Source organism: Sphingobacterium spiritivorum, from assembly GCF_016724845.1.
Lineage (GTDB): Bacteria > Bacteroidota > Bacteroidia > Sphingobacteriales > Sphingobacteriaceae > Sphingobacterium > Sphingobacterium spiritivorum_A.
Window position 1 is genome coordinate 4616651 of the sequence record NZ_CP068082.1, and the last position, 25558, is coordinate 4642208.

The following is a 25558-nucleotide window of genomic DNA, read 5'->3' on the forward strand; positions in this document are numbered from 1 at the left end:
CGGTTTTATTTTCTGTGCAGGCCAAATTTTTTCACTTTTTGCAGCCACTTGTGTCTCAATGCATCCGAAGAAGTCTTTACAATACCTACATAAGTCACTTTTACAGGACTGATTCCGCAAAACTGTAAGACGGAGCGCTTTAACTGATTGACACTGGGGCGACCGAAGAAAAGACGGTAATACCATCCCGGTTGATCTAATGTCGTAATGATATGAGCCGATCTTCCTTTTAACAATTTGTCCCAAAAAACGGAATCGGGACGATACTGAAAAGCCATACCGGGAAGAAATAAGCGATCTATAAACCCTTTGCTGATGGCCGGAAGACCTCCCCACCATACCGGATGAATCCATACGATATGATCGGCTTGCAGAATCTTTTGCCAGGCCTCCTGCAGATCGGGTTCCAACTCCATTCGCTGACGGTATCCATACTGCAGATTAGGATTAAACTCTAATTCCGATATTATGATTTCCTCAACATGAGCTCCGGACTCCAGCGCACCCTGTTTATAGGCTTCCGTAAGTGCTGCATTGAAGGAATTGCTGTTCGGATGAGCATTGATGATAAGGATTTTATTTTTTGACATTATGGCTGCTGTTTGTACAAAAATACCATATAGAACAACAGGCTGCACAGGACAAATGTCCTAAAAAACAATTTCCCTTCTTATACGACTAAGGTGCCGCTGTGTTATACCCAGATAAGTAGCCAGATATTGAAGAGGTATAAGGCGTATATAGTCAGGTTGATTCTGAAGCAAGCTGGTATAACGTTGGATAGCTTGCTGACGTTGCAATTGAAAAACACGTTGTTCCAGTTCAATATATTGTTGTTCGGCAATCATTTTCTGAAACCTGATCCAGCCTGGATAAAGATCATCCAGTTTTCTGATATCATCAGCACTGATCACAAAAAGCTCAGCATTGGAAATCGCCTGTATATTTTCCAGACTGGGAGTCTGCTGAATAAGGGATGAATAGGCCGCCAGCAATTCCTCAGGAAAACGAAAACAATAGGTAATTTCGTCCATATTGTCATTCAGATAGTAGGAGCGGAAAATTCCGGAGACAACCAGTGCAACCTCACTCGAATAATTACCTTCCCGGATAAAATAGTCTCCTTTCTTTAGCGATTTAGGTTTGAAATGAGAGGCAATCACATCCACTTCAGAAGCGGTGAAAAGCTGAAAACTTTCTAAATAGGAACTGATTGTAATATCTGACTGCATACTAATATCCAAAAGATAAATATACAGTATTGTGATAAGTTATTATTCAAATTGGCGTAAAATCTATTTTTTGAGACTTTTATTTAGAATCAGACATTCATAAGACAAACGCCTGTTAGCAAAATCGTAACTTGTATGTATTCATTAAAATTAATTTATCATGGGAATTTTAGATAATAAAGTAGCTATTGTGACCGGAGCAGGATCAGGAATTGGTCGTGCTGTAGCTTTGTCTTATGGAAAAGAAGGTGCAAAAGTAGTCGTTTCAGATATTAATGAGAAAGCCGGTCAGGAAACGGTAGATACGATTGTCCAGGCCGGAGGCACAGCCTTCTTTGTTAAGGCAGACACTTCGTCTGCAGAAGAAAATGAGGCTCTTGTAGATGCAACAATAGAAAAATACGGAAAATTAGATATTGCCTGCAATAATGCGGGTATAGGTGGTGCAGCTGCATTAAGCGGAGACTATGGACTGGAGGATTGGAAAAAAGTTACTGATATCAATTTTAACGGTGTATTTTACGGATGTAAATACCAGTTAAAAGCTATGGAGAAAAACGGAGGAGGAGCTATAGTCAATATGGCTTCCATACATGGTATGGTCGCTGCACCCATGTCATCAGCCTATACAGCGTCCAAACATGCTGTAGTAGGATTGACCCGCAACATAGGTGCCGAATACGGTCCGAAGAATATACGTTGTAATGCAGTCGGTCCCGGATATATCATGACACCTTTGCTGACCACACATCTGGGTAAAGAACAATTGGAAACCTTGCGTGCGAAGCATCCGATGGGACGCTTGGGGGAAGCAGAAGAAGTAGCTGAATTAGTCCTGTTCTTAAGCTCTGATAAAGCGTCCTTTATGACAGGAGGGTACTATCTCGTAGATGGCGGTTATACTGCTGTTTAATCCTTTAAATACATTTTCACCAAAAATACTGCAAAGAATAATAATATAAAAACGGCTGTAAATAAATGATTTACAGCTGTTTTTATATTATGCCGTATAAAACAGAGAATCTAAAATCGCTAAACGCAATAATAAACAGTGTAAAACACAAAAACACCTTTCTCGGTTGGAAACAGGAAAAAACCAGAGCAAAAATTACTTTCAATAAGATGAAAAGAAGATACACACGCAGTCGAAATCACTAATTTTACAGTGAACCTCACAGCAAAACAAAATGAACCTTTCAGAAAAGCAAAGCAGGCACAAAATTTCTAAATTTGTACAGGAATAATATCAGCAGGTTATGAATGTAGAGCAAGAAGATAAATACGACACATTAAGCTATTCGGGAATTTTCCTTTCGTGCTTTTCCGAATATGGCGCACACTGTGTACACTCCAAGCCCGAACACGTTTTGGTATATATCTATTCGGGCGAACAGGTTATTGTTGACCGGAATAAAAAGACCATAATAAAGGCGGGAGAATGCGCATTCATCAGGAGGGATAATCGCCTGCAAATGTTCAAAAACAGTAAGGGCGCAGATTGCTACAAAGGTATTTCGCTGACGTTTCAACGGAATGTTTTGCGGGAGTTTTACAGCAAGATGAATAAAGCGGATATACCCAAAGATGTACCTATATCCGATAAAAAAATATTCAAACTAAAGCCAAGCCCCGCAATAGAAAGTTTATTCCAGTCGCTTACGCCATATTTTGACAGCAATGTAAAACCAACAGAGGGCGTAACCCATTTAAAACTATTGGAGGGAATTTATGCTTTGCTCAACAGTTCGGAGCAATTCTACCCGATACTTTTTGATTTTGCCGACCCCTGGAAAATTGACCTGTTGGAGTTCCTTAATGAAAACTATATGCAGGAACTTTCAATGGAACAAATCGCAGCTTTTACCGGAAGAAGTTTAGCAACATTCAAAAGGGATTTTAAGAAGATAAGCAGCCTCACACCGCAAAAATGGCTAATCAATAAACGTCTGGAAATGGCTTACATCAAACTCAAAGAAGAAAAGAAAAAAGTACAGGAAGTTTATACGGAAGTTGGCTTTAAAAACCTTTCCCACTTTTCTACTGCATTTAAAAAGCAATACGGCATCCCACCGACAGAAATATAAAATTGAGCCTTACAGAAAAGTAATTTGAGCCTTACAGCAAAACCGTTGTAAGGCTTTGTTTTTACCTTTGTACTATAAAATGTTAGGCAATGGAAATAGAAACGACAGATATATTTGAACGGTTACGTAATGGGGAAAGCGTACCATTCAGCGACCCACAATATTCCAAAATAGGACAAGCCTGTTACGATACAAAGAAATTATTGCTTCAAATGAACGGCACAGCCGAGCCGCACGAAGTGAGAAGTTTATTAAGCCAAATTACAGGAAGCGGGATTGACGAAACCACAACCGTATTTACACCACTACATATTAACTACGGTCGGCATACCCAAATCGGTAAAAACGTATTCATCAACTTCGATTGCGTGTTTCTTGATTTGGGCGGTATCACTATTGAAGACAATGTACTGATAGCGCCAAAGGTCAGCCTGCTGTCCGAGGGACACCCCGTAACACCCGGAACCAGGGCAACGCTGACCACCGGGCATATCCACATCAAAAAGAATGCCTGGATTGGTGCAGGTGCTACCATTATGCAGGGTGTAACCATTGGCGAAAATGCCATAGTAGCCGCAGGTGCGGTCGTTTCAAAAGAGGTCCCCGATAATACGATTGTAGGCGGTATTCCTGCAAAAATCATTAAGTCAATTTAAAATGGAGAGATATGAAAATACTATCAGTTTTAGCATTATTAAGCCTGATGCTTTTAGGGCAATCCTGCATACAGAATACAAACAATAAAAATTCAGAGAAAATGAACGATACAGCAAAAACAGAACACTACACGTTTGAGTTGAGTGATAAAGTAACCCGCCAAAAAGTAACCTTTAAAAACCGCTATGGCATTACGCTTTCAGGCGATTTATACACCCCGAAAAATCCCGGCAGCGAGTCATTGGCGGCACTTGCCATTAGCGGACCATTCGGGGCTGTGAAAGAACAATCTTCGGGATTGTATGCCAATCAAATGGCAGAGCGTGGATTTGTCGCACTGGCATTTGACCCGTCCTATACGGGCGAGAGTGGCGGCGAACCCCGTGCCGTAGCTTCGCCCGATATTAATACGGAGGATTTCAGCGCAGCAGTAGATTATCTCGGCATACAAAAAAACATAGATCGCAAGAAAATCGGTATCATAGGTATTTGTGGCTTTGGCGGTTTTGCCCTAAACGCTACTGCCATTGACAAACGTGTAAAAGCCGTTGCCGTTACCAGTATGTACGATATGACGAGGGTAATGTCAAAAGGTTATAATGATGCCGTTACATTGGAGCAGCGCACAAAAACATTGGAACAGTTGGGCGAACAGCGTTGGAATGATGCCGAAGCAGGAACATTCCAATCCGGCGCAATATTAAATCCTGAAAAGCTGAAAGGCGACGAACCGCAATTTGTAAAGGAATACCACGACTATTACCGTACACCAAGAGGCTTTCACGAGCGTTCCCTTAATTCAACGGGTGCGTGGAATGCCACTAATGCGTTGTCGTTTATGAATATGCCGATATTGACGTATATCAAAGAGATTTCGCCAAGACCACTTTTAGTCATTGCAGGAGAAAAAGCGCACTCCCGTTATTTCAGCGAAGATGCTTTTAAGGCAGCAGCAGAACCAAAGGAACTAATGATTATCCCCAATGCGGTACACGTCGATTTGTACGACAAGATTGATGTTATTCCTTTTGGTAAGTTGGAAACATTCCTTAAAGACAATTTGAAATAAAATGGGTTATCTATGAAACATTCTTTTTTGATGGTTGTGGCTTTTATGACAATGATTGTATGCAGTGCTTCGTCCTGCGATAAGAATGATGATAATGGCAACACAGAAAATATTACTCCTCTGGCAAATGGTAAAATCAAAATAAAGATAGGTTCACAAACCTTTACAGCTACATTATTGGACGACAAATCAGCAAAAGCATTTAAAGAAATGCTGCCCTTAACCATTAATATGGTTGAGCTGAATAATAATGAGAAATATTATGACTTCCCGAACAGCCTGCCGATCAACTCATCCAATTCCGGAACCATCAAAAACGGGGATTTAATGTTGTACGGTTCAAAAACATTGGTGCTGTTTTACAAGACCTTTTCAACATCGTACAGCTACACGAAATTAGGTGCGGTAGATGATGTAACGGGTTTGGCAACCGCATTGGGTTCAGGGAATGTGACCGTTACTTTTGAAATGGAATAAGCATTGAAAAATAATTATAGTCAGCTCAAATTCCTATATTCAACAGGAACGCCAATTCACGTAACATCATGAATAATGATATTCTTTTCTAAGTTCAGTTTTCGAAGAAAAATACTGTATTTTAGAAAAAAAAGATTAGTAAAAAGCAAAGTTAAGCAAAACGATTAAATCCGTTGCTATACAATGTTTTATAAAGAAGTAGTCTTTATTTGGAACTCGGTGTCTGATAGGTTTTGGGTTTGAAATGACAAAGTTAAGTTACTAATTCGTTACCGATTAATAGAGGTTCCTTATTAGTTTAAACGGTTATATTTCAGTGTTTTGCACTTATTTTTATATTTCCTTGTAACTCAATGTAAATTAATTTTAAACATTAAACATTTGAGTTATGACGCAGACAAAAAAATCAACGTTCAAACTGCTTTTCTACTTGAAAAAGAACGAACTAAAAAAAAATGGTAATGCTCCAATTATGGCACGTATTACCATTGACGGAACACCTAAAACTTTTGGGACAAAGTTAGAAATTGACCCTAGCAATTGGGATCTAAAATATGGAAGAGTTGAGGGCAAAAGCGCAACAGCTTTAAATATTAATAAAAAGTTGGATAACATACGTGGGCGTATCGACAAAATTTATGAAGATATGCTGAAACACGAGGGCTTTGCTACTTCCCAAAAAGTAAAGCTCTCATTCTTGGGTGTTGGTGTAATGGATGATGCAATTCTAAAAGTCTTTAACGATAAAAATGAGGATTTTAAAAAATTGGTTGACAAGGAAGAACGTTCACAAAGCACCTACAACAAGTACATCACGGTTTATAATCATCTTACCACTTTTATCAAAGAACGCTATCATCGTGATGATATGGCCTTTCGGGAATTGACTGGAGATTTTATTAGGGAATTCGATTTTTATCTTCGGTACGATTTACAATCTACACATAATACGGTTTGGGTTTACACGATGCCCGTACTAAGTCTGGTAGAATTGGCTATAAAAAAAGGTTTGATACGTGATAATCCGTTTCAAGATTATGAAATTAATATGGAAGAAACCGACAGGGGTTATATTCTTAAAGAAGATGTAGAAAAACTGATGATGTGTGCACCGCCCCACCCACGGTATGAGCTTGTAAAAGATCTTTTTATTTTCAGTTGTTTTACCGGACTTGCTTATGCGGATATTAAAAAACTAACAAGGAACAATATTCAGTCTTTCTTCGATGGCCATCAATGGATCATCAGCAGAAGAAAAAAATCAGATATTGCTTCTAATGTTCGGTTAATGGAAATCCCAAAACGTATCATAGAAAAATACCTCGGTAGCACTCGTAATGAGTTTATCTTTCCAGTTCCAACCAATGTAACCTGCAATACTCACATTGGCAAATTAATTGAAAAAGCTAAAATTATTACAGAACAAAAAGTAACTTTTCACACCGCAAGACACACATTTGGAACGATGTTTTTGACAGAAGGTGTTCCCCTTGAAAGCCTTAGTAAAATGATGGGGCATAAAAATATTTCTACTACACAGATTTATGCTAAAATTACCAGCCAAAAGATTAGTAAGGATATGGATTTGGTAGCTCCTAAATTTAAGGAGATTGAAGAAGCGTTTTTACAGGTTATATAGTTAATCACAATTTGATAATTACGAGCAGAACTTAACGGTTCTGCTTTTTTTATGCCCATATTTTATAGCCAAAGCACATTTACTTCGCTCTGCTATTCCCTTTCTGTAAAAGAGCTTTTCGGCTACTTCTGGAACAGAAGATTAAAAAATGTTGCCATCTACGCCTCCCACACAAATACAATTTTTTAATCCTCTATTAGTGTGGCTTTGATAGCCCCACCGCTTTAAAAAAGTGTTTTAAAAATTCAGCGAATTGGAAGTGTTATTTCAATTCACTGTAAACCATTTCTCAATGCCATCTTCTTAGCTTCCACATTCATTTTTATCCAAAGACCCGTATGCTTTTTGTCCCATTTCAAGAGCAAAGGTATTTCCGTGTTCTTAACGCATCACAAAGGTCAAGCAAGTTTGGAAAATAATCTCCACCCGTTGGGTAGTATTTTTTTCCAAAACCTTGGTGATGCTAAACACGAACCTTTTATGCTCGTGAAACGAAACATAGCATACTCCGGCTCTTTAAACGAATAAAAAAAATGTCAGATACGAAAATTAAAAACATTGGAAATGGTAATGAAACGAAACAGCACCTCCTCTCATTGCCGAATAAATCTAAAAAAAATCAAAATCAATAACTAAAAATTAAAGAATATGAACATCACAGGAAGACTGACAAGGGATGCGGAAGTACGCACAACGTCACAGGACAAACAAGTAGTAAATTTTTCAGTAGCGACCAACGACAGCTACCGTAACAAGCAAGGCGAACGCATAGAGCAAACAACCTATTTCGACTGCTCCTATTGGATAACCCCGAATGTAGCCAAGCTACTCACAAAAGGCACTTTGGTAGAACTATCGGGACGAGTAAGTACAAGAGCGTGGACAGGTAATGATGGAGAGCCAAGAGCAGGTCTGAATTTCCACACCTCACAAATCAAATTGCACGGAGGTAGTAAGAGAACCGAAAGCGTACAAGCTACTGCACAAACAGGAAACAACAGTACAGCAGGAAAAGGTACAGAAGACGACCTTCCATTTTAATCAAGAACATTCAATCCATTTTTTATATCAAAATTTTAAACATTATGGCACATAATATCAATTTCAACGAGAGAACAGGACGTTATTCATTTTTCAGCGTTCAGCAAAAAGCGTGGCACGGTTTAGGGCAAATCGTGGAGCAATACCCAACAAGCGAGGAAGCTATCAAACACGCAGGATTAGATTACGAAGTCGTAAAATCCCCACTATTTACCAAAGGTTCGGGCATTATCGAAACCACCAACGGTATAGAGATAGGCAGTAGCGAATTGGAAGTACCTAACTATTTCGCCAACATACGCACCGATAACAATGCCGTATTGGGCGTAGTCGGTAAGGATTACCATATCGTACAAAACCGTGAAGCCTTTAATTTCTTTGATGCTATTGTAGGCGGTGACGAGGGCATTCTGTACGAAACCGCAGGAGCAATAGGCAACGGAGAACGCATTTTTATTACAGCCAAATTGCCCGATTATATTCGTGTAGGCAATGGCGATGATGTTACAGAAAAGTACATTTTCCTTACCACTTCGCACGATGGTAGCGGAAGCATCACAGCCGCATTTACGCCTATCCGTATTGTTTGCCAAAACACGCTGAATGCATCTTTACGCAGTATGACCAATGTTGTTCGTATCAAACACACTTCGGGAGCAAAACAACGTATCGAGAACGCTCACAAGATTATGGGACTTGCCAACACATTAAGCAATCAATTGGAGAGTATTTTCAACGAATGGGCAAAAGTAAAGGTAACGGACCAAGAGGTTAAAAAGCTAATCCAATTGGCACTTTGCCCGAATAAGGAAACGCTTGACCTTATCAAAAAAGGTGCAGAAGATGAAATTTCCACCGTGTTCAAAAACACCGTTGAAGATGCTTTTGCATACGCAATGATAAGCGACACCCAACAAATGGATACGACAAAAGGAACATTGTTCGGAGCTTATAATGCGGTTACAGGTTACTATCAGAACGTAAGAAATTACAAGAATGATGAAGCCAAGTTGCAGAGCATTGTATTGGGTGGCACTGCTCAACTCAAATCACAGAAAGCATTTGAATTGTGTAATGGTTTTGCTTTAGATGGTGCAGAAATCCTAAACCTTAATTAAATAACAACAGGCTACCGCTTTAATCGGTGGTAGCCTACTAAAAACAAAAGTTATGGCAAATTGGTGCAGTAATACAGTTGTATTCGAGGGGAAACCCGAAACAATCACAGCAATACAGGAACTTTTTCAATCAATGAAGGAAAAGGAAGAAAAAACCGAAGAAGGGCAACTACCCGAATTTATTTCTAAAAATAATGGTGGTTATTTCTTCAATATCTATTGGAATGAAGGCGATGAAGGGCAATTTCAGTATGAAACAAAATGGTCGCCCAATATAGAAGTAATTCAAAAGATAGCGGAACATTACGAAGTGAACTTTACACAGGATTATGAAGAAATGGGCAATCTTATATATGGTAGGGCAACATTTTATGACAAGCTACTCACAGATATTTATTTGGAAGACGAAGATTTTGAACAATACGGGTTTGATGAAGAAACGGACACCTACCATTTCGAAGGAGAAATTTACGAAAGTGATTACGAGATATTGGAAACCTTGTTGGAACGAAAAATCAAAAATCAGCAACCTTAAAATCTACCGCAATGGAAATAGTAACAATAATAGCCACAAAGTTTGTACGCCACGATGTACCCGAATTGGCACCCCTGCAAAATGCAAAGGTTTACTTATTAAGGGAAAAACTGAACAAAGGCGAAAAATTGAACCGAGCCGAAAAAAATTGGCTTGCAGAAGCAGTAAACCGAAACGCCTATTTCAAAAGAGCTGTACCGCTTATGGGTTATCGCTTTGGATTTGAGGATGTTTTAAAATCCTATATCGTAAAGCAGTACGGTAGTTGGGCAGAATACAACGCTCCCGATAAAACAAGTCTTAGAAGTATCATTTATGGCAGGATTGACCAAATAGCGGAAATCAGCAAATAACACTTAAAGCCAAGTACGATGAAAATCATAGATAAAAAAGGGAATTGGATTGAAGTTACCGACCTCATAAAAGCTATTCAACAAACAGGTTGGTATAAAGAATATCAGCACCACCCACCAACAGAAACAGACAAGGAAAGACAGGAATATTGGGCAGATATGCACGAGAAACTTAAAAAAGAAAAAAGTAATAACAATTAAAATTTAAGAACGATGAACACCAATTTTTTCAATCAGATACAGCAGTTGGACTTTACAGGAGTATTACAACTGAACATTTCAAAAGGAATAGAAAGCAACCTAATTGTAACAGTATTGCTCAATAACGAACAATGCGGAGATAGTGCAAAAAATCTAATTCCACCATTGACCTTTAACGCCACACCCCAGGAGTTTGACGAGGGATTTTTTGAGCAGATAACCACACCTATACAAAAGGTATCGGGCTTAATGGTGGATATGGAGAAATTTCAAAAGCAACTTGATGAAGCCAAAGCACAATCGGCAATCGAGAAAGCAAAAACCGAAAAAGAGAAAAAAGAAAAAGAAGTCAAAGACAAGAAGTTTAAAGATGCAATGGCAAAGGCGGACGAGTTGGAGAAAGAGGGCAAATTCCGTGAAGCGTGGATAAAAGTTCCCGATATAACGGAGTTTCCCGAAAAAGCAGACGAGATACGCAAACGCAAAATAGCATTATCCGACAAATTCGCAACACCGAGCCTTTTCGGAGCAATGGACGAAGCAAAACCCGAACCACCAATAGAGCAAGAAATTACTGCCGATTATCCTATTGATGAAACAGACGAAGATGAAAAGAATAGTAATCATTAAAACAGAACATTATGTTATTAGCAACGCAATTAGAAAGAGTTTTTATACTCAAAGATAAAGGACAGGACATAAGACTGACCGACCCCGAACCACGTTGGAGCGTGGAAGCCGTAATGAATTTTTACGCCAATATGTACCCGATTTTGACTACGGCAAAAGCATCTGCACCGCAGATAAAAGACGATGCAGTCGAGTACAAATTTGAGAGCGTAATGGGAACGAAAGGTTAAACCAAAATTTTAAAACAATGAATTATGCAACGCAACATCATATCGGGAACTATCAGCATACCCGAACAGAAACGACAACGGCAATTGCACCGACAGTTGGGCGAGTTCGCCAATTGGCTACAAAGACCAAAGGACGCAAACCAAGTGCAGAAAGACAAGCAGAAATCCGTACCAATAGCAATGCTACCAATGGTATTCTAAAGTGTACGTTTCTGCCAAAACTGAAAACAGCAAAATCCGTACAGGCTTGTCAGAAAACGGAGAGGGATTTTTACAAGTCCCTTTCCCAACTTGCCGAGCATTACAACATTGAGGCAACACAGACCAAGGATTTTGGTTTTCCCTACAATATCGTATTGGCTATGTGGGATATGGAAACCAAAGTAAAACGTACCAACAAAAATTGGGATAGTTTCAAATTGGTACAGGACAGTAAGAAAACCTTTTTCGTAAGCGAGGAAAGGTACAATGTGGGTACGACCTTGTATTATATTCCAATTATACCACTATTTCAAATGCTCAAAGACCCGAAGCGTAAAAAGACTGCACCGCTTCTATTATCAGTATGTAGTTATCTGTACCATATTGCCGATGTGCCGTATTACAGACAGGAAGACAGCTATCTGTATTGGTTATATGAAATGCACAAAGATTGGGTGGAACAGGACGAGAAAACGGACGAAACGGAAAGTTACAAACGTGAGTTGAGAAATGCCGAATACATTGGCGATAGAATAGAACAAAAGCTATTTAATCGAACTAATCTAAAGGTATTTGAACAGCGTTTGAACCGATTTAAAAGTGTTGATATGTTCGACAAGGAATGTTGGCAAGTGGCTTGTAATGCGTTTGCCCTTTGTACAGAATATCCGAACACCACTATTTTCAGCAACGCAACATTGCCCGAAAAAGACCCTTATGATGATGACGAAAATGAAGTAATCGGAATGGAAAAGTACATTTCATTTATTGCAGATACCAGAGGCTGGTTATACGAAAGCCTTTCAGATACCATCAACAATGAATTTAACGAGTACGGAGCAATGGAAGAACCTACTATTTCCAAGCGATTTGACGGAAGCGAAATACCAACAGCCAATCTTGATTTTGAGAACCGTTTGTTTGGTTTATTGAATGATTTGAGTGGAATATTATACGAATACAAAACGATAGAAAAATGAATACAACAACAGATATAACAGACCATTTTGGCACATTGTACCATCCGAAATCTGCTTTGGTTTTCTATGAAACCAAAGGAACTGAAAACGATATGTATGTTGAGCATTTTGATATGGACATCAACGGAACGCCTATCAATGCCCATCCATTAACTGTAAAAGAAGCCAATATTTTAGCAAAGTCCTTACAGACCGATGAAGAAAAGAACCAAGCTTTTTTAAAACCAAAAGGAATTTTGCCGACCAATATCTTACACATCAATCCAAATGCGGAAAAAGGTACGGTACTTTGGTACACCAAAACACAGCAACGGAAACTGTATTTTGTGGATAGTTTGGGCATACCCAGCGGAATGGCACAAGTACCGCCAATGCTTTGGTTGGCAAGCAAAAGCAGTCTTACGTTATTTGCTTTGGCAAGCGACAGAAGACCCACCGAGAAAACGCCATTGCATTACGCACCTTACTTCAATATCTACGAGAAAGGCAATGTTTGTATGGGTACGGTGAGTGTTGATATTAAAAATTCGGCTTCGGTTGAGGAATTTCTACAGGCTTGGGAACATTATTTTTTCAAGTCCTATTTCAGTCATTCATTATGCGAAAACTTGACGAAAAAAAACATTGTGAACCTTTGGAAAGACCTTATCAATACCGATAAACCCTTTCCTAAAGAAGTATTGAAAAAGAACAACAAAATCCTTAAAAATCTATTGTGATGAATACAGCAAAAACCGCAGTTCATTTTACAGATAATTACCTGCTCAATCCTACCAATCCGATTTCGGTAAACCTTATCGGGGCAGGTGGCACAGGCTCAAAAGTATTGACTGCTTTAATGGAAATAAACGAAAGTTTGATTGCGTTGGGACACGCAGGGTTACAAGTCCGCCTTTGGGACGATGATGTTATCACGAGTGCCAATTTGGGCAGACAGCGTTTTGCAGAAAGTGAAACAGGATTATACAAATCCGTTGCTTTAGTCAATCGTTGTAACCGTTGGGCAGGAACAAATTGGAAAGCCGAAACGGTAAAATTTGAAAAAGATAATTTTGGCAGACCACCCGAAAAAGCAAGGGTAACCATTACCATTACTTGTGTGGATAATGTACAGGCGAGGTTTGGTGTTGCTGAAATTCTTAAAGAAATAAGTTACCGCAGACATTATCAAGACGAACCAAAATATTGGTTAGATTTTGGCAACAGCCAAGATACAGGACAAGTGCTACTATCTACTATCGGAGAGATAAAACAACCAAATTCTGAAAAGTACGAAACGGTGGCAAGCCTGCCATTTGTTACCGATGAATTTGGCGAACTATTGAAGCAATCCGAACAAGAGGACAACACGCCAAGTTGCTCACTTGCCGAAGCGTTGGAACACCAAGATTTGTTTATCAATTCATCATTGACACAAATGGGTTGTTCGTTATTGTGGAACTTGTTTCGCAAAGGAATGACCGAATACAGGGGATTTTTTCACAATCTGAAAGATTTCCGCACCCACCCGATAAAAGTCGCCTGACCCGAAAATTTGGGTGGCAAAAATGCAATTCCTCGCTACGGTCGGAAACGCATTTTTGCGGTTTAAAGCGGATGCAACCACTTTGTCAAAATGCACCACTACACAATTGCCTTTCCTTACATTTTACCAAACAGATTGCTAAATTATTACGTGGGATATTCGCTATCCCATTTGCTGTATTTAGTATTGACTTCTTTTCTTTCCACACAGCGATCAAAGAAAAGCAAAAGAACGTCGCCTGATTAATGATCGCTTATGACCTGTTTTTCGGATAGAAATATTTCGAAGAAAATTACTATTTAGCAGCTTAGCAGCAATATGAATTTAGTAGACAATTTAAGCTAATAACAAACTTAAACTGACAAAAAGTCTGAACCAAATAAATGGGCAACTGTTTGATATATAAAGATGTATAAAAACTAAAATTATGAAGTTATCAAATAAAGATTTACAAAACTTTATTGAGAAGATCAAACTGCAGCCTGAAAATATGGGTAAATACAGAGATCAAATCAATAATTTGAAAGAAAAATTAGAAAAAAAAATTGCTGAAGATGATAGTCACGGATTAAAAGTTCAAAAGTACATTATTGCTGGTTCGTGGAAAAAGCATACAATTTTAAAACCTACTGGAGAAAACCCTATAGATATAGATTTGGTACTCTTTATTTCTGGAGATAAAGAAATTCATAATGATCTACCCAAATTATATGATTATATTGTTTCTTATTTAAAAAGTATATATCCACAAAAGGATATTCAAAGAGATGTTGATGCTAAAGGAAATACAAAATCAATAACAATTTCCTTTAGTGGAACAGGTTTACAAGTTGACATTGTTCCTGTTGTTCCACTACAAGATATAGCCGAATATGTTTGGCAGCCAAGTCGACGCGGTGGAAAAAAATATATAACAAGTATCAGTAAACAATTAAGCTTTTCACTAGAAAAAAGGCAAAAAAATCCATCTTACACCTCCATTGTTAGAACAATAAAATGGTGGAAAAATTATAAAGAATTGCAGCCTACAGACAACGAACCAGGTTTATCATCATTTTCAATTGAATTAATTGTTGCTTATTTAGATGAGAACTATGGTATAGAAGAAAGTATTGAAGAAGGTGTAATTCGATTCTTTCAATTCGTAAGTAATCCATCATTTCCCATAATTGAATTTAAAGATTCAATTAAATCAATTCCTGGCAATTATGACTCACCTATTTACATTGCTGATAATACAAACAAAGAGAACAATATTGTGAAACGTCTTGATAAAAACAAATGGGATGAAATTATTGAAGAAGCTGAAGATGCCTTTGATACCTTAAATATTGCCGAATCAAAAAATAATAAAGGAGACACTATTCAAGAATGGAAACGTGTTTTCGGACCAACTTTTAATTTAGATTAATGCCTATGTACGGAACAACTACAAAAACCAGCACTTATACAGTTTTAGATATAAGAAAAACCTTTGAAGGCTGTGAAGCTGATATTAGAACAATTGCACGAAGAACTGGAAAATGGACAATGGAATATGTTGATAAACTATTCTATGACATACTTTTATTGGCTGAAAATGAATATTTATATTCAGTTGATGTTGTATTACTAAACAGCGAGACAGAAAGAGTAATTCGAGCTTCAAAATTTATTGTGAATTCTCTTGGAACATCTACAGAAAGTGAAAGAGCAGGTAAGAATAATGATTGGACTGACATTCCAAATACAAGATTATCAGTCATTTTGGCATATACTCAAAAATGGAAAAATTTAAATGCTTCAGAAAAAGAAAATTTTTCAAAAGGTTTTAAATTATCATGGACGGCATCCTCTATTGATAATTCATTCCCCAGTCTTCAAAGTTCAAATGCTCAATTATATGCTAGCAAAGGATATGAATTAAAAAAAACTAATTACAAATAGCTATGAATAATATTTTTGACAATATAGTTGAATTACCTAACAAGGGTATACAAGAAAGAGCAAAGAACTTAGTTGGTTTTGATTCAAAATTCGATAGAATTTTTTCTAACTTAAAATTATTACTTGATCAAGAAGGATTAAGTGAATGGAGTAAAAAGTTTCACAAAGTAGAGCTACCGATTATTTCTCAGCTTCAAGAGAAGTATCCGCTAATTATACTGTCTGGAGACGCAGGTACCGGAAAAACAATTTCCGCTGAAGCAATTGCAGATAGAATGTTACGAGAACTTAAAAAAGACGGTTTTTTTCTCAAACTAAGTACAAGAGTAAGAGGAGAAGGTTTACATGGTCAAATGGGTAACTTGGTAAATGATGCGTTCAGTGAATTAAAAAATCAAGCGGGAAAAAGAAGAATTGCATTTTTATTGATTGATGAGGCTGATGCTATAGCCTCAACTAGGTCAACTATGCAAATGCATCAAGAAGAAAAGGCAGCTGTTAATACATTAATTCAAAAAATTGACGAATTAAGAGAATTAAATGGTAGAGCTATTTTATTCATGTCAACAAATAGACTTCATTTTCTGGATGAAGCAATTATTCGAAGAGCTGCAATAATATTAGAATTTGAGAGACCTACTTTTGATGAGAGAAAGCAATTGTTTGAAAAATCAATTGGAGAAATTGGATTAAACGATAAAGAATTAGAAACTTTAGCAGATTTAACTGGTGAAAAACATAATAATGGTTTAGCTTTTTCTTTTTCAGACATTCGATTGAGAGTCTTACCTGAAGCAGTATCTAAATGTTTTCCTTCAAAAGCATTGGACTTTGAATCGGTAAAAGAAACAATCATTCAATTAAATCCAAGTCCAAAAATAATATGAAAGATAATCTCATAAAATATACCATACCTATTTTACTTATTATTATTGGATTATTTGACAATGATTTTTGGCATTCTCCATTTACAAGAGCAGGTATAATTTCTTTAATAACATTGATTTTAGGTTGGTTAATAGATAATTATAAACAACTAATATTAATTATTAATACTCAAATTTTGCACCGCAAAAAAGATTTTCGTTTATCAATTGCGTATCTGTACAGAATTAAAGTTGACAATGAGTATTTACTAGTAAAAAGTAGAACCAGAAATTATTATCAGCCAGTAGGTGGATGTTATAAAACATTACCTAGTAGTAGTGCTATTTTTGAAAAATTAGAAGTAAAACCTGACAGAAAGTTTGAAACAGAAAAAGGAATAGCTAAAAATGATTTGAGAGTTTATGTTAGGGGAAAAAATGTAATCTCTTTTCTTAAATGGTTCGATTCAAAAAAGGATAGGGAAATTTCTCCATGGAGAGAGTTTTGTGAAGAATTAATCTCAGAAGACATTTTACCCTGGAGACAATTTCGCTTCATTGATTATGAATTTAAAAAAAAGATTCAATCTCCAATTATCAAATTAGATAGCGGGGGTAAAGGGATATTTATTTTTGAAATTTTTGATTTGGTTATTAATAATGAACAATTACCAATTCTAGAAAAACTAAAATTAGAAAAAGAATCAAACAAATTTATTTGGGTAACTGACGATTTGATACAGACACTTGGACATAGTTTAAATAGTAAGGAGTATATGTTTGAAATCTCACCCCATACTAAATATGCTCAAAACTTAAAATGGGAATAATATATGAATACTGATAAAAACAAATCAAACGAACAAATTACAATTAAACTTTTAGACCAAAAAGATTGGAAAATTGTTAAAGAAATAAGTGTTGTTTCAACAAACCAATTTGGTGTTGAAATTACTATTGGTGTTATTATTTATGATCGTCAAATTACGAGTGATTATAAGCTTAACGATGATCCAGAGCCAAATCAGATAAAAAGATTATTAGATTATCCTAAACAAGAGCTATTTACAAATGACGAGCTTGATGAATTAATCTTAAGTGCTGTAAAAAGTAAGTTTCCAAAATCCTTTGTAAGGAGTCATCAAGTTTTATGGGATTCTGATAAAAAAAGATATGATTATTTACTAAAAAGGCCAAGTGAGAAAGCATTTTTAGAAATTAGACCAGACTTTTCGAGTATAGATATTTACAGTTTAAATGGTAAAACCTTTACTGTATTCAATAAGGAAATAAATATCTATCAAGATTTTACGTTGGAAAGTATTAAATCTCATTTTTTTACGGTAAACTGTGATTTTGAAAGAAGAGAGAGTTTAATCACTGAACTCTATAAAATAATATTCAAGTAAAATAATTGTTATAACATTCATATTATTAGTTAGAGCTATAGACAGCTTGGTCAATGGCTCTTTTAAAATCATCTGCATCGCTACCAATGAGTAGATAACCTGCAAAACCAATGTCTAAAAGAGGTTTACCGACTTTTTTATCATCAATATCACTATGTGCAATCAGTTTTATTGTTGGATATTTTGTTCTTAATTCTTGAAGTTCAACCAAAACATTCTTGTTGTAAAAATCAAGGTCGATAATACAAATTTTCGGGAGTTCATTTAATGAAGATAATTGTGATAGTCCATCTTCAATGCTTTCCGAACGAAATAAGACTTCAGTTCCTGAAGCAATGAGGTCTTTACAAATGAAATCTAAAATTGGGCTTTTATCATTGATAAAGGCGAGTGTAATTTTTTGTTGTGCTGTACCAGTTTCCATATCATCATACTTTTTTAAAGTTGATGTAGCCCTGCACAAAAAGAAAGCGCAGGCAACTACACTTACCGCACATTGAGGTACTGGTATACCCGACAACGAATAAGCGAGCGCCCACGCCTATGGCATGAGCGTTCTTCCTTATCGTCCCGTTGTCTAAAAATTACCAGTTTTCAATGTGGGACTTAAAGCAAAAACACTTTAAGTATTTCTATATTTTACATAGCAAAGATACTAAACTCTTGCTATTAGATGTATTAATGCAACAAAAAGCTTAGCCTGAATTTGTTTTGTGATTGATATAATTCTGCTCCAATATTGTCATCAAATCTGTTTCCTTATAAATAATTTTGCCACCGATCTGAATATACGGCAGGATATTATCATCACGGTATTGCTGTAAAGTCCGTTTGCTGATATGTAGCAATTTGCATACATCTTCGCCCGACAAATAAATTTCTCCGTTCATTACAGGACGATAATTTTTTAATATGCTTTCAATACGGTTTCTCAACTGCATTATCATTTGCTGTTGTTCGATTACTTCTTCAGCTTCATTCGTCAATAAATTCATTGTCATTGGTATTGTAGGGGTGTCCAGCTTCGAGCAAAGACAGTACATCCGAGCGTTTATAATAATTTTTGCGGTTCAGTTTGGAATATGGCAATAGCCCTTTGTCTTTATAGGTCTGCAAAGTCCGTTTGGTAATATCCATCATCAGGCACACTTCCTGGTTATCGAGCCACTTTTCTTCTTTGAAAATTGGAGTATATTTCCGTACAGCATTTTCGGTCATTTCTAAAAGTGCTTTTAGTTCATTCTTCATTCCGTCTAATGTGGATTTTTGTATTGCAATAACTTCCATAATCTGCTCAATTTTTCTGTGGAAGTGGAATTTATCAAGGATTTGTAAAGGCTTGGAAAATGTTGTATTGATTGGCGTTGAAAGGTAGTATTTGTCGCCACGATATAAATTTCAAGATAGTTTATTTTGTAAATTTGAAGAATATAGGTTACTGATAAATTAATTTTAAATGGCAGTATTACAAAAAGGCAATTCAAATTATCCGTTTTGGGGAGCATCAATAAGTCTAATCACTGGACTTGACCCGTTAGGCCTTCAAACAACCTCAGAAGCGACTTACGCCACTATGTTGCCTGGAATTTCCAATTTGACTAATCGTCTCCGTTATTATGGGTTTTATTGTTGGCTTTTAGACTTCTATTTCAAGACCGAGAAGAAAGGCAACTCAAAAGAACAATATCGTTTTATCCGCAGAGCTGAATTGATGATTGCCATAATTATGCAAAGCGAGCGTAAAGGAGTTCAACAGATAACAGGAAGTAACTTTGCTTCAAACCTAATAAATACAGCTGAGGAAACTTATTTTGACTTAGCCGAAGGAGCAGACAAGGACAATACCGATAAAAATGTTTATTGGAAATATCCATCCGGTGCATTCGGACAATATTATTACGGAGCAATGCAGGCACTTTCCTTAATTATTACAGCAATAAATGATGATGGAGATGTTATTTACAACATTAGTAAACCACACCCAAGACAAAAAGTTTCTGGGAAACAATTAGCCGAGGCTTTTGAAGGATCATTGTCACCACAAATAAAAGAGTTATTTTATATTAATATCAAAAAAGGAAAACTCTACCAAGATGATATTTCAGAACTGATAAAGTATTTTGCGATTGATACGGTACAAACAGAAAATGCCGAATGGCAACTATATGTAGAAATGCTTTTGGACAAAGACGATCCAAGTCAAGAAATGGAAGAACGTTTTACTTTTCACAGAAGGGAAACAATTTTGTCGCTCTTAAATACAGCTGTTAAAAATGAAAATAATTACGACTGGTATAGATTTCTATTGGAAAGTTACCGAAAGAAATTGGGAACAAATGGTTATCCTGAAACGGAAACTAATATTGGTTGGTACTGCTATCAATTAAATGAGTATTGGCAGTACAGTTGCGGTACGATGTTTTGGGCTGTATTACAACATCTTTACGATTTCCAACAAGACCAATATCTACCATTGTTTGTAAAGAAATTTTCAAGCAGTATTACAAATGAAATATGCAAAGAGCTAAAGCAAGCTACAGAGCCAACAAGTTCACTTGCAGAAATTTTGGAGTTAATCCCTGACACAGAAGATGAGGAAAACATCAAAAAGGAAATTGATGGAACAAACGACCCTGTTATAGTAGCAAAATATGGCTTTATTCTTTTGCTTCAAATATTCAAAAATAATAGAGAGCAACTTCATCCATTGAAAGAATTTATGAGCAGAAAAAAGATAGAAAGGGATGGGAATATGGTTGATGGTATCTTGACAGTTCACACAGCAGAAAACGATACACTTCAAGATTTTGTTGAACAATTTATTTTACGCAAAATTATTTACAGGCACTCAATGGTTGCACTCAGAAAAATGGGCAACGGCTCACAGGCTACTCACAAATTTTTTATTGAGGAACAATACATCCGTTTCATAGATACATTTCCTCCAAGAAACACATCGCCAAGAATGAACGCCTTGCAAAACATAATGTTTGATTTACAGGTAATCAACGACCAAAGGGTTTTATCGCCATTACATAAGAAACTTTTGATTGACTGATGATACTAGAAAGAGAAAACATACTAACATTGATAGGAAGCAGAAGATATCATTCTGCAATTCTTACTACCTTCAGCTTTGACTTTTATTTTTTTGAAATGAAAGCAATGAAATGGTTGCGTTCTTGTGGCGTGAGAAACATCAACGTTTTTATTGATGGACATTATTATTCAGAGTTAATGCAACAAGCGACAGGAGAAGAAATGCAACTTTCTGCCGGTTATTCACTTTATCCTGTTTTTCAAAAGTCAGTATTCCATCCAAAAATTTGGATGTTGTTTGGTGAAAAAGAAGGATTGCTTATTGTTGGTTCTGGAAACCTTACAAATTCTGGAAATGGCAACAATGATGAGATTTGGGGAGCATTTCATTTTGATATTCGTTCAACCGAAAATTCATCAGTCTTTTCGTCAGCTTGGGATTATCTATCAACTCTTTCATCGTCAGTTAAAGGACAGATGAATGAAAAAACTACAAAATGGATACTTGAACATTCTAAATGGCTGAATGAATTGCCAAAGACAAAACCATTTCAATTTTTCGAAACGTCGCAAAAAGAGAAGGTTGCTTTCCTGTTTAATACTGAAACAACTTCTATTTGGAACGAACTTTTAAAACATCTTAGCAATGAGAAAGTAGTAGAAATAACTACCATTTCTCCATATTATGACAAAAATGGGAAAGTATTGCAAGAACTTAATTCTCTTTTTCCTTCAGCCATAGTAAAAGTCATATTGGATGAAAGTGGTTTAATCCCTTCTGCAATGCAAGTGAACAAAGCGTTTACATTTTACGATTGGTGTGATGCAGGCGTAAGCAAAATCCAATATGCAAAATCTGGAAACTCAAAATCAAAACTTCACGGGAAGATTATTCATTTCAAGACAAAAAATGGAAAAGAATTTTGCTTGTTCGGTAGTGCCAATATTACACCTGCAGGATTGGGATTATTGGGCAAAAATTCAAATGCAGAAGTTTCACTTCTTATTCAGTCAGAAAAAGGTGGATTATTAAATCAATTAGGCATAAAACTGAAAACAAGCAATAGTAAAAGCCTTGATGAATTTACAGCGACTACAAATCAGTCAATTTATGAAACTATAATCAAGAACAATCAATTTAAAGTACAGTTGCTTTGTGCAGAGTTGATTTATGATGAATTTATACTTCATTCCACTGGAACTTATACCGATGAATTCAAGGTTGTTTTCTTCGATAAACAAAACCGATTTTTGTATTCCAAAACTTTCTCAAATTATGCGAAAGAGCTAAAAATAACAGTCAATTTAGAATTAGGCAGTTTCCTATATGTGCAATTGACAAATGTTAATGATGGGATTATCTCAAATAAACTATTAATTTCCGATTATTTCCTTTTGGCGAAAACGCATCCTAACCCAAAAACAGAGGAAATTGAGAAAATTTATAGCGAAATTCAAAATGGCGAACTAAGTAAAGTTCTTGACTTGTTGCATTACGCCATCTTTGACGAAACAGAAAATGAGACAGGAGCCAGCTTTTTAGATAGTAGGAGAAGCACGTTTACAAAGCTGAATGATGACAAAGAACCTGAAAAACTTTACGATCTCTCTTCCTATAAAGCAATAGAAAATTCTGGATTTGAAAAAAACCTTCTACTCTCTTCTCTTTCCCTACGTGTTTTAGATGTTTTGAAGTTCATCAATTTAAATGGAATTTCAACAAATAAACAAGCTGATATAAGTATTGATGAGCAAGAAGACGATTTAGGCAACATAAATGGAAATGAGGAAGGAGAAGTGGCAACGGTTCGTAACCTCTCTTTTGTCATTCTTAAATCTGAAAAAAGAAAGTTGATGAACTACTTTGATAACCTTTACAATTACCAACAAGAAATTCTCTATGGGAATAGTCGACCAAAAACATATAGGCCTACACTTACAGATTTGACTAAATATTTAATCGCTCTTGAGTTGATAAGTGAATACGGAGGGAAATCTGCAAAGTATGACGAACAAGACACGCACCATTTTTTCAGTTATTTACCATTTGTAGACGATTATGACAATAACAATGTAAAGGGTTGTTGTTTAAACTTAATTGGCGACTTTTTGATGCTGGCAAGAAGCGGATTTAAAGCGTATGAATTTGACTATACAAAAAAGAAAATCGAGGAACTAAAAAAAGAGGCACTCATAAATACAATTGTTTGCTTAATTAACAATCGATGGAAAGATGATGAATTACATTACTTTTTTACTATGGCTTTAAATGCACTTCATTATTTAGGTTGTAGGAATGTAGATGATTTCAATAGCAATTTTGTAGAATTAAAATCCAAAATTAATATTAGAATTTCCGAGCTGAAAAACAGAACAAAAGGATTTGAAAAAAACTTAGAGATATTTTACGAAAGACTATGTCCTTCGTTTATAAAAGTGATTGAACAGATTGAAGATAAGAACTTTGATACATCAGCAGTTAACGGGCAAATTATTTACAAATCGCCTTGGGGTTATAGCTACGTTCAGTACGTAAATAAAACAAACGATTTTACTTTAATCAGACCTGGCTTTATGTGGGACTATGATAAAGAAGATTACATAAAACACAGTCCAGACGAAATTTATTTACCTCTAAAACTCTCATCTTTTATATGCACCGATTTGTAAGTTAAAAAATCGGATAACTTTTGGGTTATCCGATTTGCGCTATTTAAGTCCTGTTTTGTAAGTGTTATCAAGTTTGTTATGAATAATTGTAGCTACAACCAATACTTCAGTCATTTCTGAAAGTTGAGTGTCTTCTAATATTTTCGGGTTATGCGCTTTTGGATTTCGGTACATAGAAAAAAATCCTTTACAGAAGTTGCCGAAACCCTTATGCTCACTTTCTTCGCTTGGATTATTCAGCATATTAAAAGCAAGCATAGGTCTTTTGTCTTTTCCTAAAGCAAAACAATCATCAACCAGATCTACTCCATCTGAAGTATAGCCACTTTTCTGCCTAAGTCTTTCCGCAACACTTTTTGTGATTTCTAGTATAGAGTGAAAATAATTTTCTTTCAGCCATTCGGCTTCGCAGTATGGTAAAATTTCTGAATGAACTCCGATACCGTGTACTTTTTCTTTGATTTTAAGTGACCTGCTTTTAGCTTCTGAAATGGTTTTAGCCTTTTCAACTAGTCGGGGTTGTCCGGTTTTATCAATTTCTATCCCTTCGTAAACTAATTTTTCATTGATAGTTGTTCTGTCTCTTTCAAATTCGTCTTCGGAATTATATCTTTTAGGATTTAATAACCTAACTACAAATGCCAATACATTATTTCCACAATTGTCTTGTATTTGCTTTTCTTTTAATGCATAAAAAAGTCTGTCGGTTTTGTTTGTACCAATTTGCGATTGAGAAATATTAGCACCAGCTAAATGTTCTGTGATTTTTGTATGCGTTAATAGATTTGATATAATGTCAGATATATTTCGCAAGGTTATGTCATCAAAGGATTTTGTCATTTAAAAATGATTAATTCTGTTTCTGGATTTCCATGTTTTGGATTTCCCTATCTTTTTTCTCACGAGAATAAACCCAAAGTGATAAAAGTCCAAATATAATCAATCCATAAGCTATCCATTTACCAACCTTTTCAATAAATTTAATGAAAACCGAACTTTCATAAGATGAAAAACCTTCGGCTCCCATCGGACCACGCCTGTAAAACTTTCGTCGGTTAAGCCAATAGCGAAGTCCTAAACCTGCAATCAAAAATATTATTCCTATAACCAATGATGCGACCATAACAAAACACTTAAAATCTACTTTTTAAATTTACAAAAAAAAACAGTTTTAATATCCCTTAAAAAGAGAAATCCTGCTTTTTGTGGCAGGATTTCATTGTTTTTAATCAGCACTATTAAACTGAAAACTTATCTGTTTTTCATTTCCAAAGCTGTCCGAAATCCAAACATCAAAGGATTGCGAAACGGCAGATGTTGAAGTATAGTACAACCGAAATTGCTCTGTGGGTAATGGGTATAAATCGTTCGGTAAATATGGTTGCTCATCGTAATACCGCAATATGCCTTGTCCGTCAAATTGGAAATAGCGAAGAAAATACTGTGTGTTGCTGTAATTGCCTGTTCGCTGTATGTCAATGCGTATTTCTACCGTTTGTCCATTGGCTACATCTTTTGGAACTGGCATCACGTTTACCTCGAAAGGAAAATCGTTCTGTATTTCGAGTTCATCATCTTTACTACAAGATACTAAAGTTACCGAAGCTGTTAGGATTGCCAGCATTACATATATCGGCACTAATCCTATTCTGAATTTATTAAATATAGCTATCATT

General features: G+C 36.1%; 31 protein-coding genes. 23 read left to right on the plus strand and 8 right to left on the minus strand.

The window, feature by feature from the left end:
* Window positions 1–5: 5 nt before the first annotated feature.
* Together I6J03_RS19625 and I6J03_RS19630 are read right to left on the minus strand one after the other, a co-directional pair.
* The gene (locus tag I6J03_RS19625; RefSeq protein ID WP_236586204.1) at window positions 6–590 is read right to left on the minus strand and encodes an NAD(P)H-dependent oxidoreductase; all 585 of its coding nucleotides are present in this window, start codon (window positions 588–590) and stop codon (window positions 6–8) included.
* Between the two features lie 60 nt (window positions 591–650).
* Window positions 651–1232, minus strand: coding sequence for a Crp/Fnr family transcriptional regulator (locus I6J03_RS19630; RefSeq protein WP_003002532.1), 582 nt, complete (start codon window positions 1230–1232; stop codon window positions 651–653).
* Window positions 1233–1392: 160 nt separating this feature from the next.
* Between I6J03_RS19630 and I6J03_RS19635 the strand changes: the two genes are divergently transcribed.
* The 21 genes from I6J03_RS19635 (at window position 1393) to I6J03_RS19735 (ending at window position 18173) form a co-directional block, all read left to right on the plus strand.
* Entirely contained in the window at window positions 1393–2145 is a 753-nt protein-coding gene (locus I6J03_RS19635; protein WP_003002529.1) for an SDR family NAD(P)-dependent oxidoreductase, read from the plus strand.
* 343 nt (window positions 2146–2488) lie between these two features.
* On the plus strand, window positions 2489–3316 hold the full coding sequence (locus I6J03_RS19640) for a helix-turn-helix domain-containing protein (protein WP_003002526.1): 828 nt from the start codon (window positions 2489–2491) through the stop codon (window positions 3314–3316).
* Window positions 3317–3405: 89 nt separating this feature from the next.
* On the plus strand, window positions 3406–3972 hold the full coding sequence (locus I6J03_RS19645) for a sugar O-acetyltransferase (RefSeq protein WP_003002523.1): 567 nt from the start codon (window positions 3406–3408) through the stop codon (window positions 3970–3972).
* 11 nt (window positions 3973–3983) lie between these two features.
* Window positions 3984–5042, plus strand: coding sequence for an alpha/beta hydrolase (locus I6J03_RS19650; RefSeq protein ID WP_003002522.1), 1059 nt, complete (start codon window positions 3984–3986; stop codon window positions 5040–5042).
* A 12-nt stretch (window positions 5043–5054) separates the two neighbouring features.
* On the plus strand, window positions 5055–5519 hold the full coding sequence (locus I6J03_RS19655; protein WP_003002520.1) for a cyclophilin-like fold protein: 465 nt from the start codon (window positions 5055–5057) through the stop codon (window positions 5517–5519).
* 388 nt (window positions 5520–5907) lie between these two features.
* A complete protein-coding gene (locus I6J03_RS19660; protein ID WP_003002515.1) occupies window positions 5908–7158 on the plus strand; it encodes a site-specific integrase in 1251 nt (416 codons plus the stop codon).
* Between the two features lie 648 nt (window positions 7159–7806).
* Window positions 7807–8199 carry a single-stranded DNA-binding protein gene (locus I6J03_RS19665; protein WP_003002511.1) on the plus strand — a complete coding sequence of 131 codons (393 nt, stop codon included), beginning with the start codon at window positions 7807–7809 and terminating at the stop codon, window positions 8197–8199.
* A gap of 44 nt (window positions 8200–8243) precedes the next feature.
* Window positions 8244–9317 carry a DUF932 domain-containing protein gene (locus I6J03_RS19670; RefSeq protein ID WP_003002508.1) on the plus strand — a complete coding sequence of 358 codons (1074 nt, stop codon included), beginning with the start codon at window positions 8244–8246 and terminating at the stop codon, window positions 9315–9317.
* Window positions 9318–9369: 52 nt separating this feature from the next.
* The gene (locus I6J03_RS19675; protein ID WP_003002504.1) at window positions 9370–9852 is read left to right on the plus strand and encodes a DUF1281 family ferredoxin-like fold protein; all 483 of its coding nucleotides are present in this window, start codon (window positions 9370–9372) and stop codon (window positions 9850–9852) included.
* 11 nt (window positions 9853–9863) lie between these two features.
* On the plus strand, window positions 9864–10205 hold the full coding sequence (locus tag I6J03_RS19680; RefSeq protein WP_003002502.1) for a hypothetical protein: 342 nt from the start codon (window positions 9864–9866) through the stop codon (window positions 10203–10205).
* Window positions 10206–10223: 18 nt separating this feature from the next.
* Window positions 10224–10406 carry a hypothetical protein gene (locus I6J03_RS19685; protein ID WP_003002500.1) on the plus strand — a complete coding sequence of 61 codons (183 nt, stop codon included), beginning with the start codon at window positions 10224–10226 and terminating at the stop codon, window positions 10404–10406.
* 12 nt (window positions 10407–10418) lie between these two features.
* Window positions 10419–11036 (plus strand): PRTRC system protein E, encoded by a 618-nt coding sequence (locus I6J03_RS19690; protein WP_003002497.1) that lies wholly within the window; start codon window positions 10419–10421, stop codon window positions 11034–11036.
* Window positions 11037–11047: 11 nt separating this feature from the next.
* Window positions 11048–11266, plus strand: a complete 219-nt coding sequence (locus tag I6J03_RS19695) for a PRTRC system protein C (protein WP_002978317.1) — start codon at window positions 11048–11050, stop codon at window positions 11264–11266.
* Between the two features lie 17 nt (window positions 11267–11283).
* Window positions 11284–12447, plus strand: a complete 1164-nt coding sequence (locus tag I6J03_RS19700) for a hypothetical protein (RefSeq protein WP_003002494.1) — start codon at window positions 11284–11286, stop codon at window positions 12445–12447.
* Window positions 12444–13166, plus strand: a complete 723-nt coding sequence (locus I6J03_RS19705) for a hypothetical protein (RefSeq protein ID WP_003002491.1) — start codon at window positions 12444–12446, stop codon at window positions 13164–13166. Before I6J03_RS19700 ends, I6J03_RS19705 begins: the two co-directional genes overlap by 4 nt.
* Complete coding sequence (locus I6J03_RS19710) at window positions 13166–13972, plus strand: PRTRC system ThiF family protein (RefSeq protein WP_003002489.1); 807 nt, start codon at window positions 13166–13168, stop codon at window positions 13970–13972. Before I6J03_RS19705 ends, I6J03_RS19710 begins: the two co-directional genes overlap by 1 nt.
* A 427-nt stretch (window positions 13973–14399) precedes the next feature.
* Window positions 14400–15383 (plus strand): CBASS oligonucleotide cyclase, encoded by a 984-nt coding sequence (locus tag I6J03_RS19715; protein WP_003002487.1) that lies wholly within the window; start codon window positions 14400–14402, stop codon window positions 15381–15383.
* A gap of 5 nt (window positions 15384–15388) precedes the next feature.
* Window positions 15389–15898, plus strand: coding sequence for an HORMA-1 domain-containing protein (locus I6J03_RS19720; RefSeq protein ID WP_034736833.1), 510 nt, complete (start codon window positions 15389–15391; stop codon window positions 15896–15898).
* A gap of 2 nt (window positions 15899–15900) precedes the next feature.
* The gene (locus I6J03_RS19725) at window positions 15901–16785 is read left to right on the plus strand and encodes an ATP-binding protein (RefSeq protein ID WP_003002482.1); all 885 of its coding nucleotides are present in this window, start codon (window positions 15901–15903) and stop codon (window positions 16783–16785) included.
* Window positions 16782–17594, plus strand: coding sequence for an SMODS-associated NUDIX domain-containing protein (locus tag I6J03_RS19730; RefSeq protein WP_003002474.1), 813 nt, complete (start codon window positions 16782–16784; stop codon window positions 17592–17594). Before I6J03_RS19725 ends, I6J03_RS19730 begins: the two co-directional genes overlap by 4 nt.
* A gap of 3 nt (window positions 17595–17597) precedes the next feature.
* Window positions 17598–18173 (plus strand): hypothetical protein, encoded by a 576-nt coding sequence (locus I6J03_RS19735; RefSeq protein WP_003002470.1) that lies wholly within the window; start codon window positions 17598–17600, stop codon window positions 18171–18173.
* A gap of 25 nt (window positions 18174–18198) precedes the next feature.
* Here I6J03_RS19735 and I6J03_RS19740 read toward each other — a convergent pair whose 3' ends face one another.
* The 3 genes from I6J03_RS19740 to I6J03_RS19750 all read right to left on the minus strand — a co-directional run bounded on the left by I6J03_RS19740 (window position 18199) and on the right by I6J03_RS19750 (window position 19460).
* The gene (locus I6J03_RS19740; RefSeq protein WP_003002467.1) at window positions 18199–18597 is read right to left on the minus strand and encodes a response regulator; all 399 of its coding nucleotides are present in this window, start codon (window positions 18595–18597) and stop codon (window positions 18199–18201) included.
* A gap of 271 nt (window positions 18598–18868) precedes the next feature.
* On the minus strand, window positions 18869–19168 hold the full coding sequence (locus I6J03_RS19745; RefSeq protein WP_003002463.1) for a helix-turn-helix domain-containing protein: 300 nt from the start codon (window positions 19166–19168) through the stop codon (window positions 18869–18871).
* The gene (locus I6J03_RS19750) at window positions 19149–19460 is read right to left on the minus strand and encodes a helix-turn-helix domain-containing protein (protein WP_003002460.1); all 312 of its coding nucleotides are present in this window, start codon (window positions 19458–19460) and stop codon (window positions 19149–19151) included. Before I6J03_RS19750 ends, I6J03_RS19745 begins: the two co-directional genes overlap by 20 nt.
* 169 nt (window positions 19461–19629) lie before the next feature.
* Between I6J03_RS19750 and I6J03_RS19755 the strand changes: the two genes are divergently transcribed.
* Both I6J03_RS19755 and I6J03_RS19760 read left to right on the plus strand, forming a co-directional pair.
* Window positions 19630–21231 (plus strand): hypothetical protein, encoded by a 1602-nt coding sequence (locus I6J03_RS19755; RefSeq protein WP_103913855.1) that lies wholly within the window; start codon window positions 19630–19632, stop codon window positions 21229–21231.
* 98 nt (window positions 21232–21329) lie between these two features.
* Window positions 21330–23882 (plus strand): phospholipase D-like domain-containing protein, encoded by a 2553-nt coding sequence (locus tag I6J03_RS19760; protein WP_232279582.1) that lies wholly within the window; start codon window positions 21330–21332, stop codon window positions 23880–23882.
* A 39-nt stretch (window positions 23883–23921) separates the two neighbouring features.
* On the opposite strand, the gene I6J03_RS19765 is transcribed toward I6J03_RS19760, so the two are convergent.
* From I6J03_RS19765 to I6J03_RS19775, 3 genes are all read right to left on the minus strand, one after another.
* Window positions 23922–24722 (minus strand): TIGR02391 family protein, encoded by an 801-nt coding sequence (locus tag I6J03_RS19765; RefSeq protein ID WP_003002448.1) that lies wholly within the window; start codon window positions 24720–24722, stop codon window positions 23922–23924.
* A gap of 10 nt (window positions 24723–24732) precedes the next feature.
* Window positions 24733–25005 carry a molybdenum ABC transporter permease gene (locus I6J03_RS19770; protein WP_003002444.1) on the minus strand — a complete coding sequence of 91 codons (273 nt, stop codon included), beginning with the start codon at window positions 25003–25005 and terminating at the stop codon, window positions 24733–24735.
* 102 nt (window positions 25006–25107) lie between these two features.
* Window positions 25108–25557 carry a DUF3872 domain-containing protein gene (locus I6J03_RS19775; protein WP_003002441.1) on the minus strand — a complete coding sequence of 150 codons (450 nt, stop codon included), beginning with the start codon at window positions 25555–25557 and terminating at the stop codon, window positions 25108–25110.
* Window position 25558 lies beyond the last annotated feature (1 nt).

What these genes read in the sequence shown, in the direction of transcription:
- I6J03_RS19770 (WP_003002444.1), bottom strand. Translation starts at nt 25,005, where the DNA reads ATGGTCGCATCATTGGTTATAGGAATAATATTTTTGATTGCAGGTTTA.
- I6J03_RS19675 (WP_003002504.1), top strand. Translation starts at nt 9,370, where the DNA reads ATGGCAAATTGGTGCAGTAATACAGTTGTATTCGAGGGGAAACCCGAA.
- I6J03_RS19690 (WP_003002497.1), top strand. Translation starts at nt 10,419, where the DNA reads ATGAACACCAATTTTTTCAATCAGATACAGCAGTTGGACTTTACAGGA.
- I6J03_RS19725 (WP_003002482.1), top strand. Translation starts at nt 15,901, where the DNA reads ATGAATAATATTTTTGACAATATAGTTGAATTACCTAACAAGGGTATA.
- I6J03_RS19730 (WP_003002474.1), top strand. Translation starts at nt 16,782, where the DNA reads ATGAAAGATAATCTCATAAAATATACCATACCTATTTTACTTATTATT.
- I6J03_RS19705 (WP_003002491.1), top strand. Translation starts at nt 12,444, where the DNA reads ATGAATACAACAACAGATATAACAGACCATTTTGGCACATTGTACCAT.
- I6J03_RS19640 (WP_003002526.1), top strand. Translation starts at nt 2,489, where the DNA reads ATGAATGTAGAGCAAGAAGATAAATACGACACATTAAGCTATTCGGGA.
- I6J03_RS19655 (WP_003002520.1), top strand. Translation starts at nt 5,055, where the DNA reads ATGAAACATTCTTTTTTGATGGTTGTGGCTTTTATGACAATGATTGTA.
- I6J03_RS19695 (WP_002978317.1), top strand. Translation starts at nt 11,048, where the DNA reads ATGTTATTAGCAACGCAATTAGAAAGAGTTTTTATACTCAAAGATAAA.
- I6J03_RS19650 (WP_003002522.1), top strand. Translation starts at nt 3,984, where the DNA reads ATGAAAATACTATCAGTTTTAGCATTATTAAGCCTGATGCTTTTAGGG.
- I6J03_RS19660 (WP_003002515.1), top strand. Translation starts at nt 5,908, where the DNA reads ATGACGCAGACAAAAAAATCAACGTTCAAACTGCTTTTCTACTTGAAA.
- I6J03_RS19750 (WP_003002460.1), bottom strand. Translation starts at nt 19,460, where the DNA reads ATGGAAGTTATTGCAATACAAAAATCCACATTAGACGGAATGAAGAAT.
- I6J03_RS19760 (WP_232279582.1), top strand. Translation starts at nt 21,330, where the DNA reads ATGAAAGCAATGAAATGGTTGCGTTCTTGTGGCGTGAGAAACATCAAC.
- I6J03_RS19775 (WP_003002441.1), bottom strand. Translation starts at nt 25,557, where the DNA reads ATGATAGCTATATTTAATAAATTCAGAATAGGATTAGTGCCGATATAT.
- I6J03_RS19665 (WP_003002511.1), top strand. Translation starts at nt 7,807, where the DNA reads ATGAACATCACAGGAAGACTGACAAGGGATGCGGAAGTACGCACAACG.
- I6J03_RS19740 (WP_003002467.1), bottom strand. Translation starts at nt 18,597, where the DNA reads ATGGAAACTGGTACAGCACAACAAAAAATTACACTCGCCTTTATCAAT.
- I6J03_RS19635 (WP_003002529.1), top strand. Translation starts at nt 1,393, where the DNA reads ATGGGAATTTTAGATAATAAAGTAGCTATTGTGACCGGAGCAGGATCA.
- I6J03_RS19670 (WP_003002508.1), top strand. Translation starts at nt 8,244, where the DNA reads ATGGCACATAATATCAATTTCAACGAGAGAACAGGACGTTATTCATTT.
- I6J03_RS19765 (WP_003002448.1), bottom strand. Translation starts at nt 24,722, where the DNA reads ATGACAAAATCCTTTGATGACATAACCTTGCGAAATATATCTGACATT.
- I6J03_RS19710 (WP_003002489.1), top strand. Translation starts at nt 13,166, where the DNA reads ATGAATACAGCAAAAACCGCAGTTCATTTTACAGATAATTACCTGCTC.
- I6J03_RS19685 (WP_003002500.1), top strand. Translation starts at nt 10,224, where the DNA reads ATGAAAATCATAGATAAAAAAGGGAATTGGATTGAAGTTACCGACCTC.
- I6J03_RS19645 (WP_003002523.1), top strand. Translation starts at nt 3,406, where the DNA reads ATGGAAATAGAAACGACAGATATATTTGAACGGTTACGTAATGGGGAA.
- I6J03_RS19700 (WP_003002494.1), top strand. Translation starts at nt 11,284, where the DNA reads ATGAATTATGCAACGCAACATCATATCGGGAACTATCAGCATACCCGA.
- I6J03_RS19680 (WP_003002502.1), top strand. Translation starts at nt 9,864, where the DNA reads ATGGAAATAGTAACAATAATAGCCACAAAGTTTGTACGCCACGATGTA.
- I6J03_RS19745 (WP_003002463.1), bottom strand. Translation starts at nt 19,168, where the DNA reads ATGAATTTATTGACGAATGAAGCTGAAGAAGTAATCGAACAACAGCAA.
- I6J03_RS19755 (WP_103913855.1), top strand. Translation starts at nt 19,630, where the DNA reads ATGGCAGTATTACAAAAAGGCAATTCAAATTATCCGTTTTGGGGAGCA.
- I6J03_RS19630 (WP_003002532.1), bottom strand. Translation starts at nt 1,232, where the DNA reads ATGCAGTCAGATATTACAATCAGTTCCTATTTAGAAAGTTTTCAGCTT.
- I6J03_RS19625 (WP_236586204.1), bottom strand. Translation starts at nt 590, where the DNA reads ATGTCAAAAAATAAAATCCTTATCATCAATGCTCATCCGAACAGCAAT.
- I6J03_RS19720 (WP_034736833.1), top strand. Translation starts at nt 15,389, where the DNA reads ATGTACGGAACAACTACAAAAACCAGCACTTATACAGTTTTAGATATA.
- I6J03_RS19735 (WP_003002470.1), top strand. Translation starts at nt 17,598, where the DNA reads ATGAATACTGATAAAAACAAATCAAACGAACAAATTACAATTAAACTT.
- I6J03_RS19715 (WP_003002487.1), top strand. Translation starts at nt 14,400, where the DNA reads ATGAAGTTATCAAATAAAGATTTACAAAACTTTATTGAGAAGATCAAA.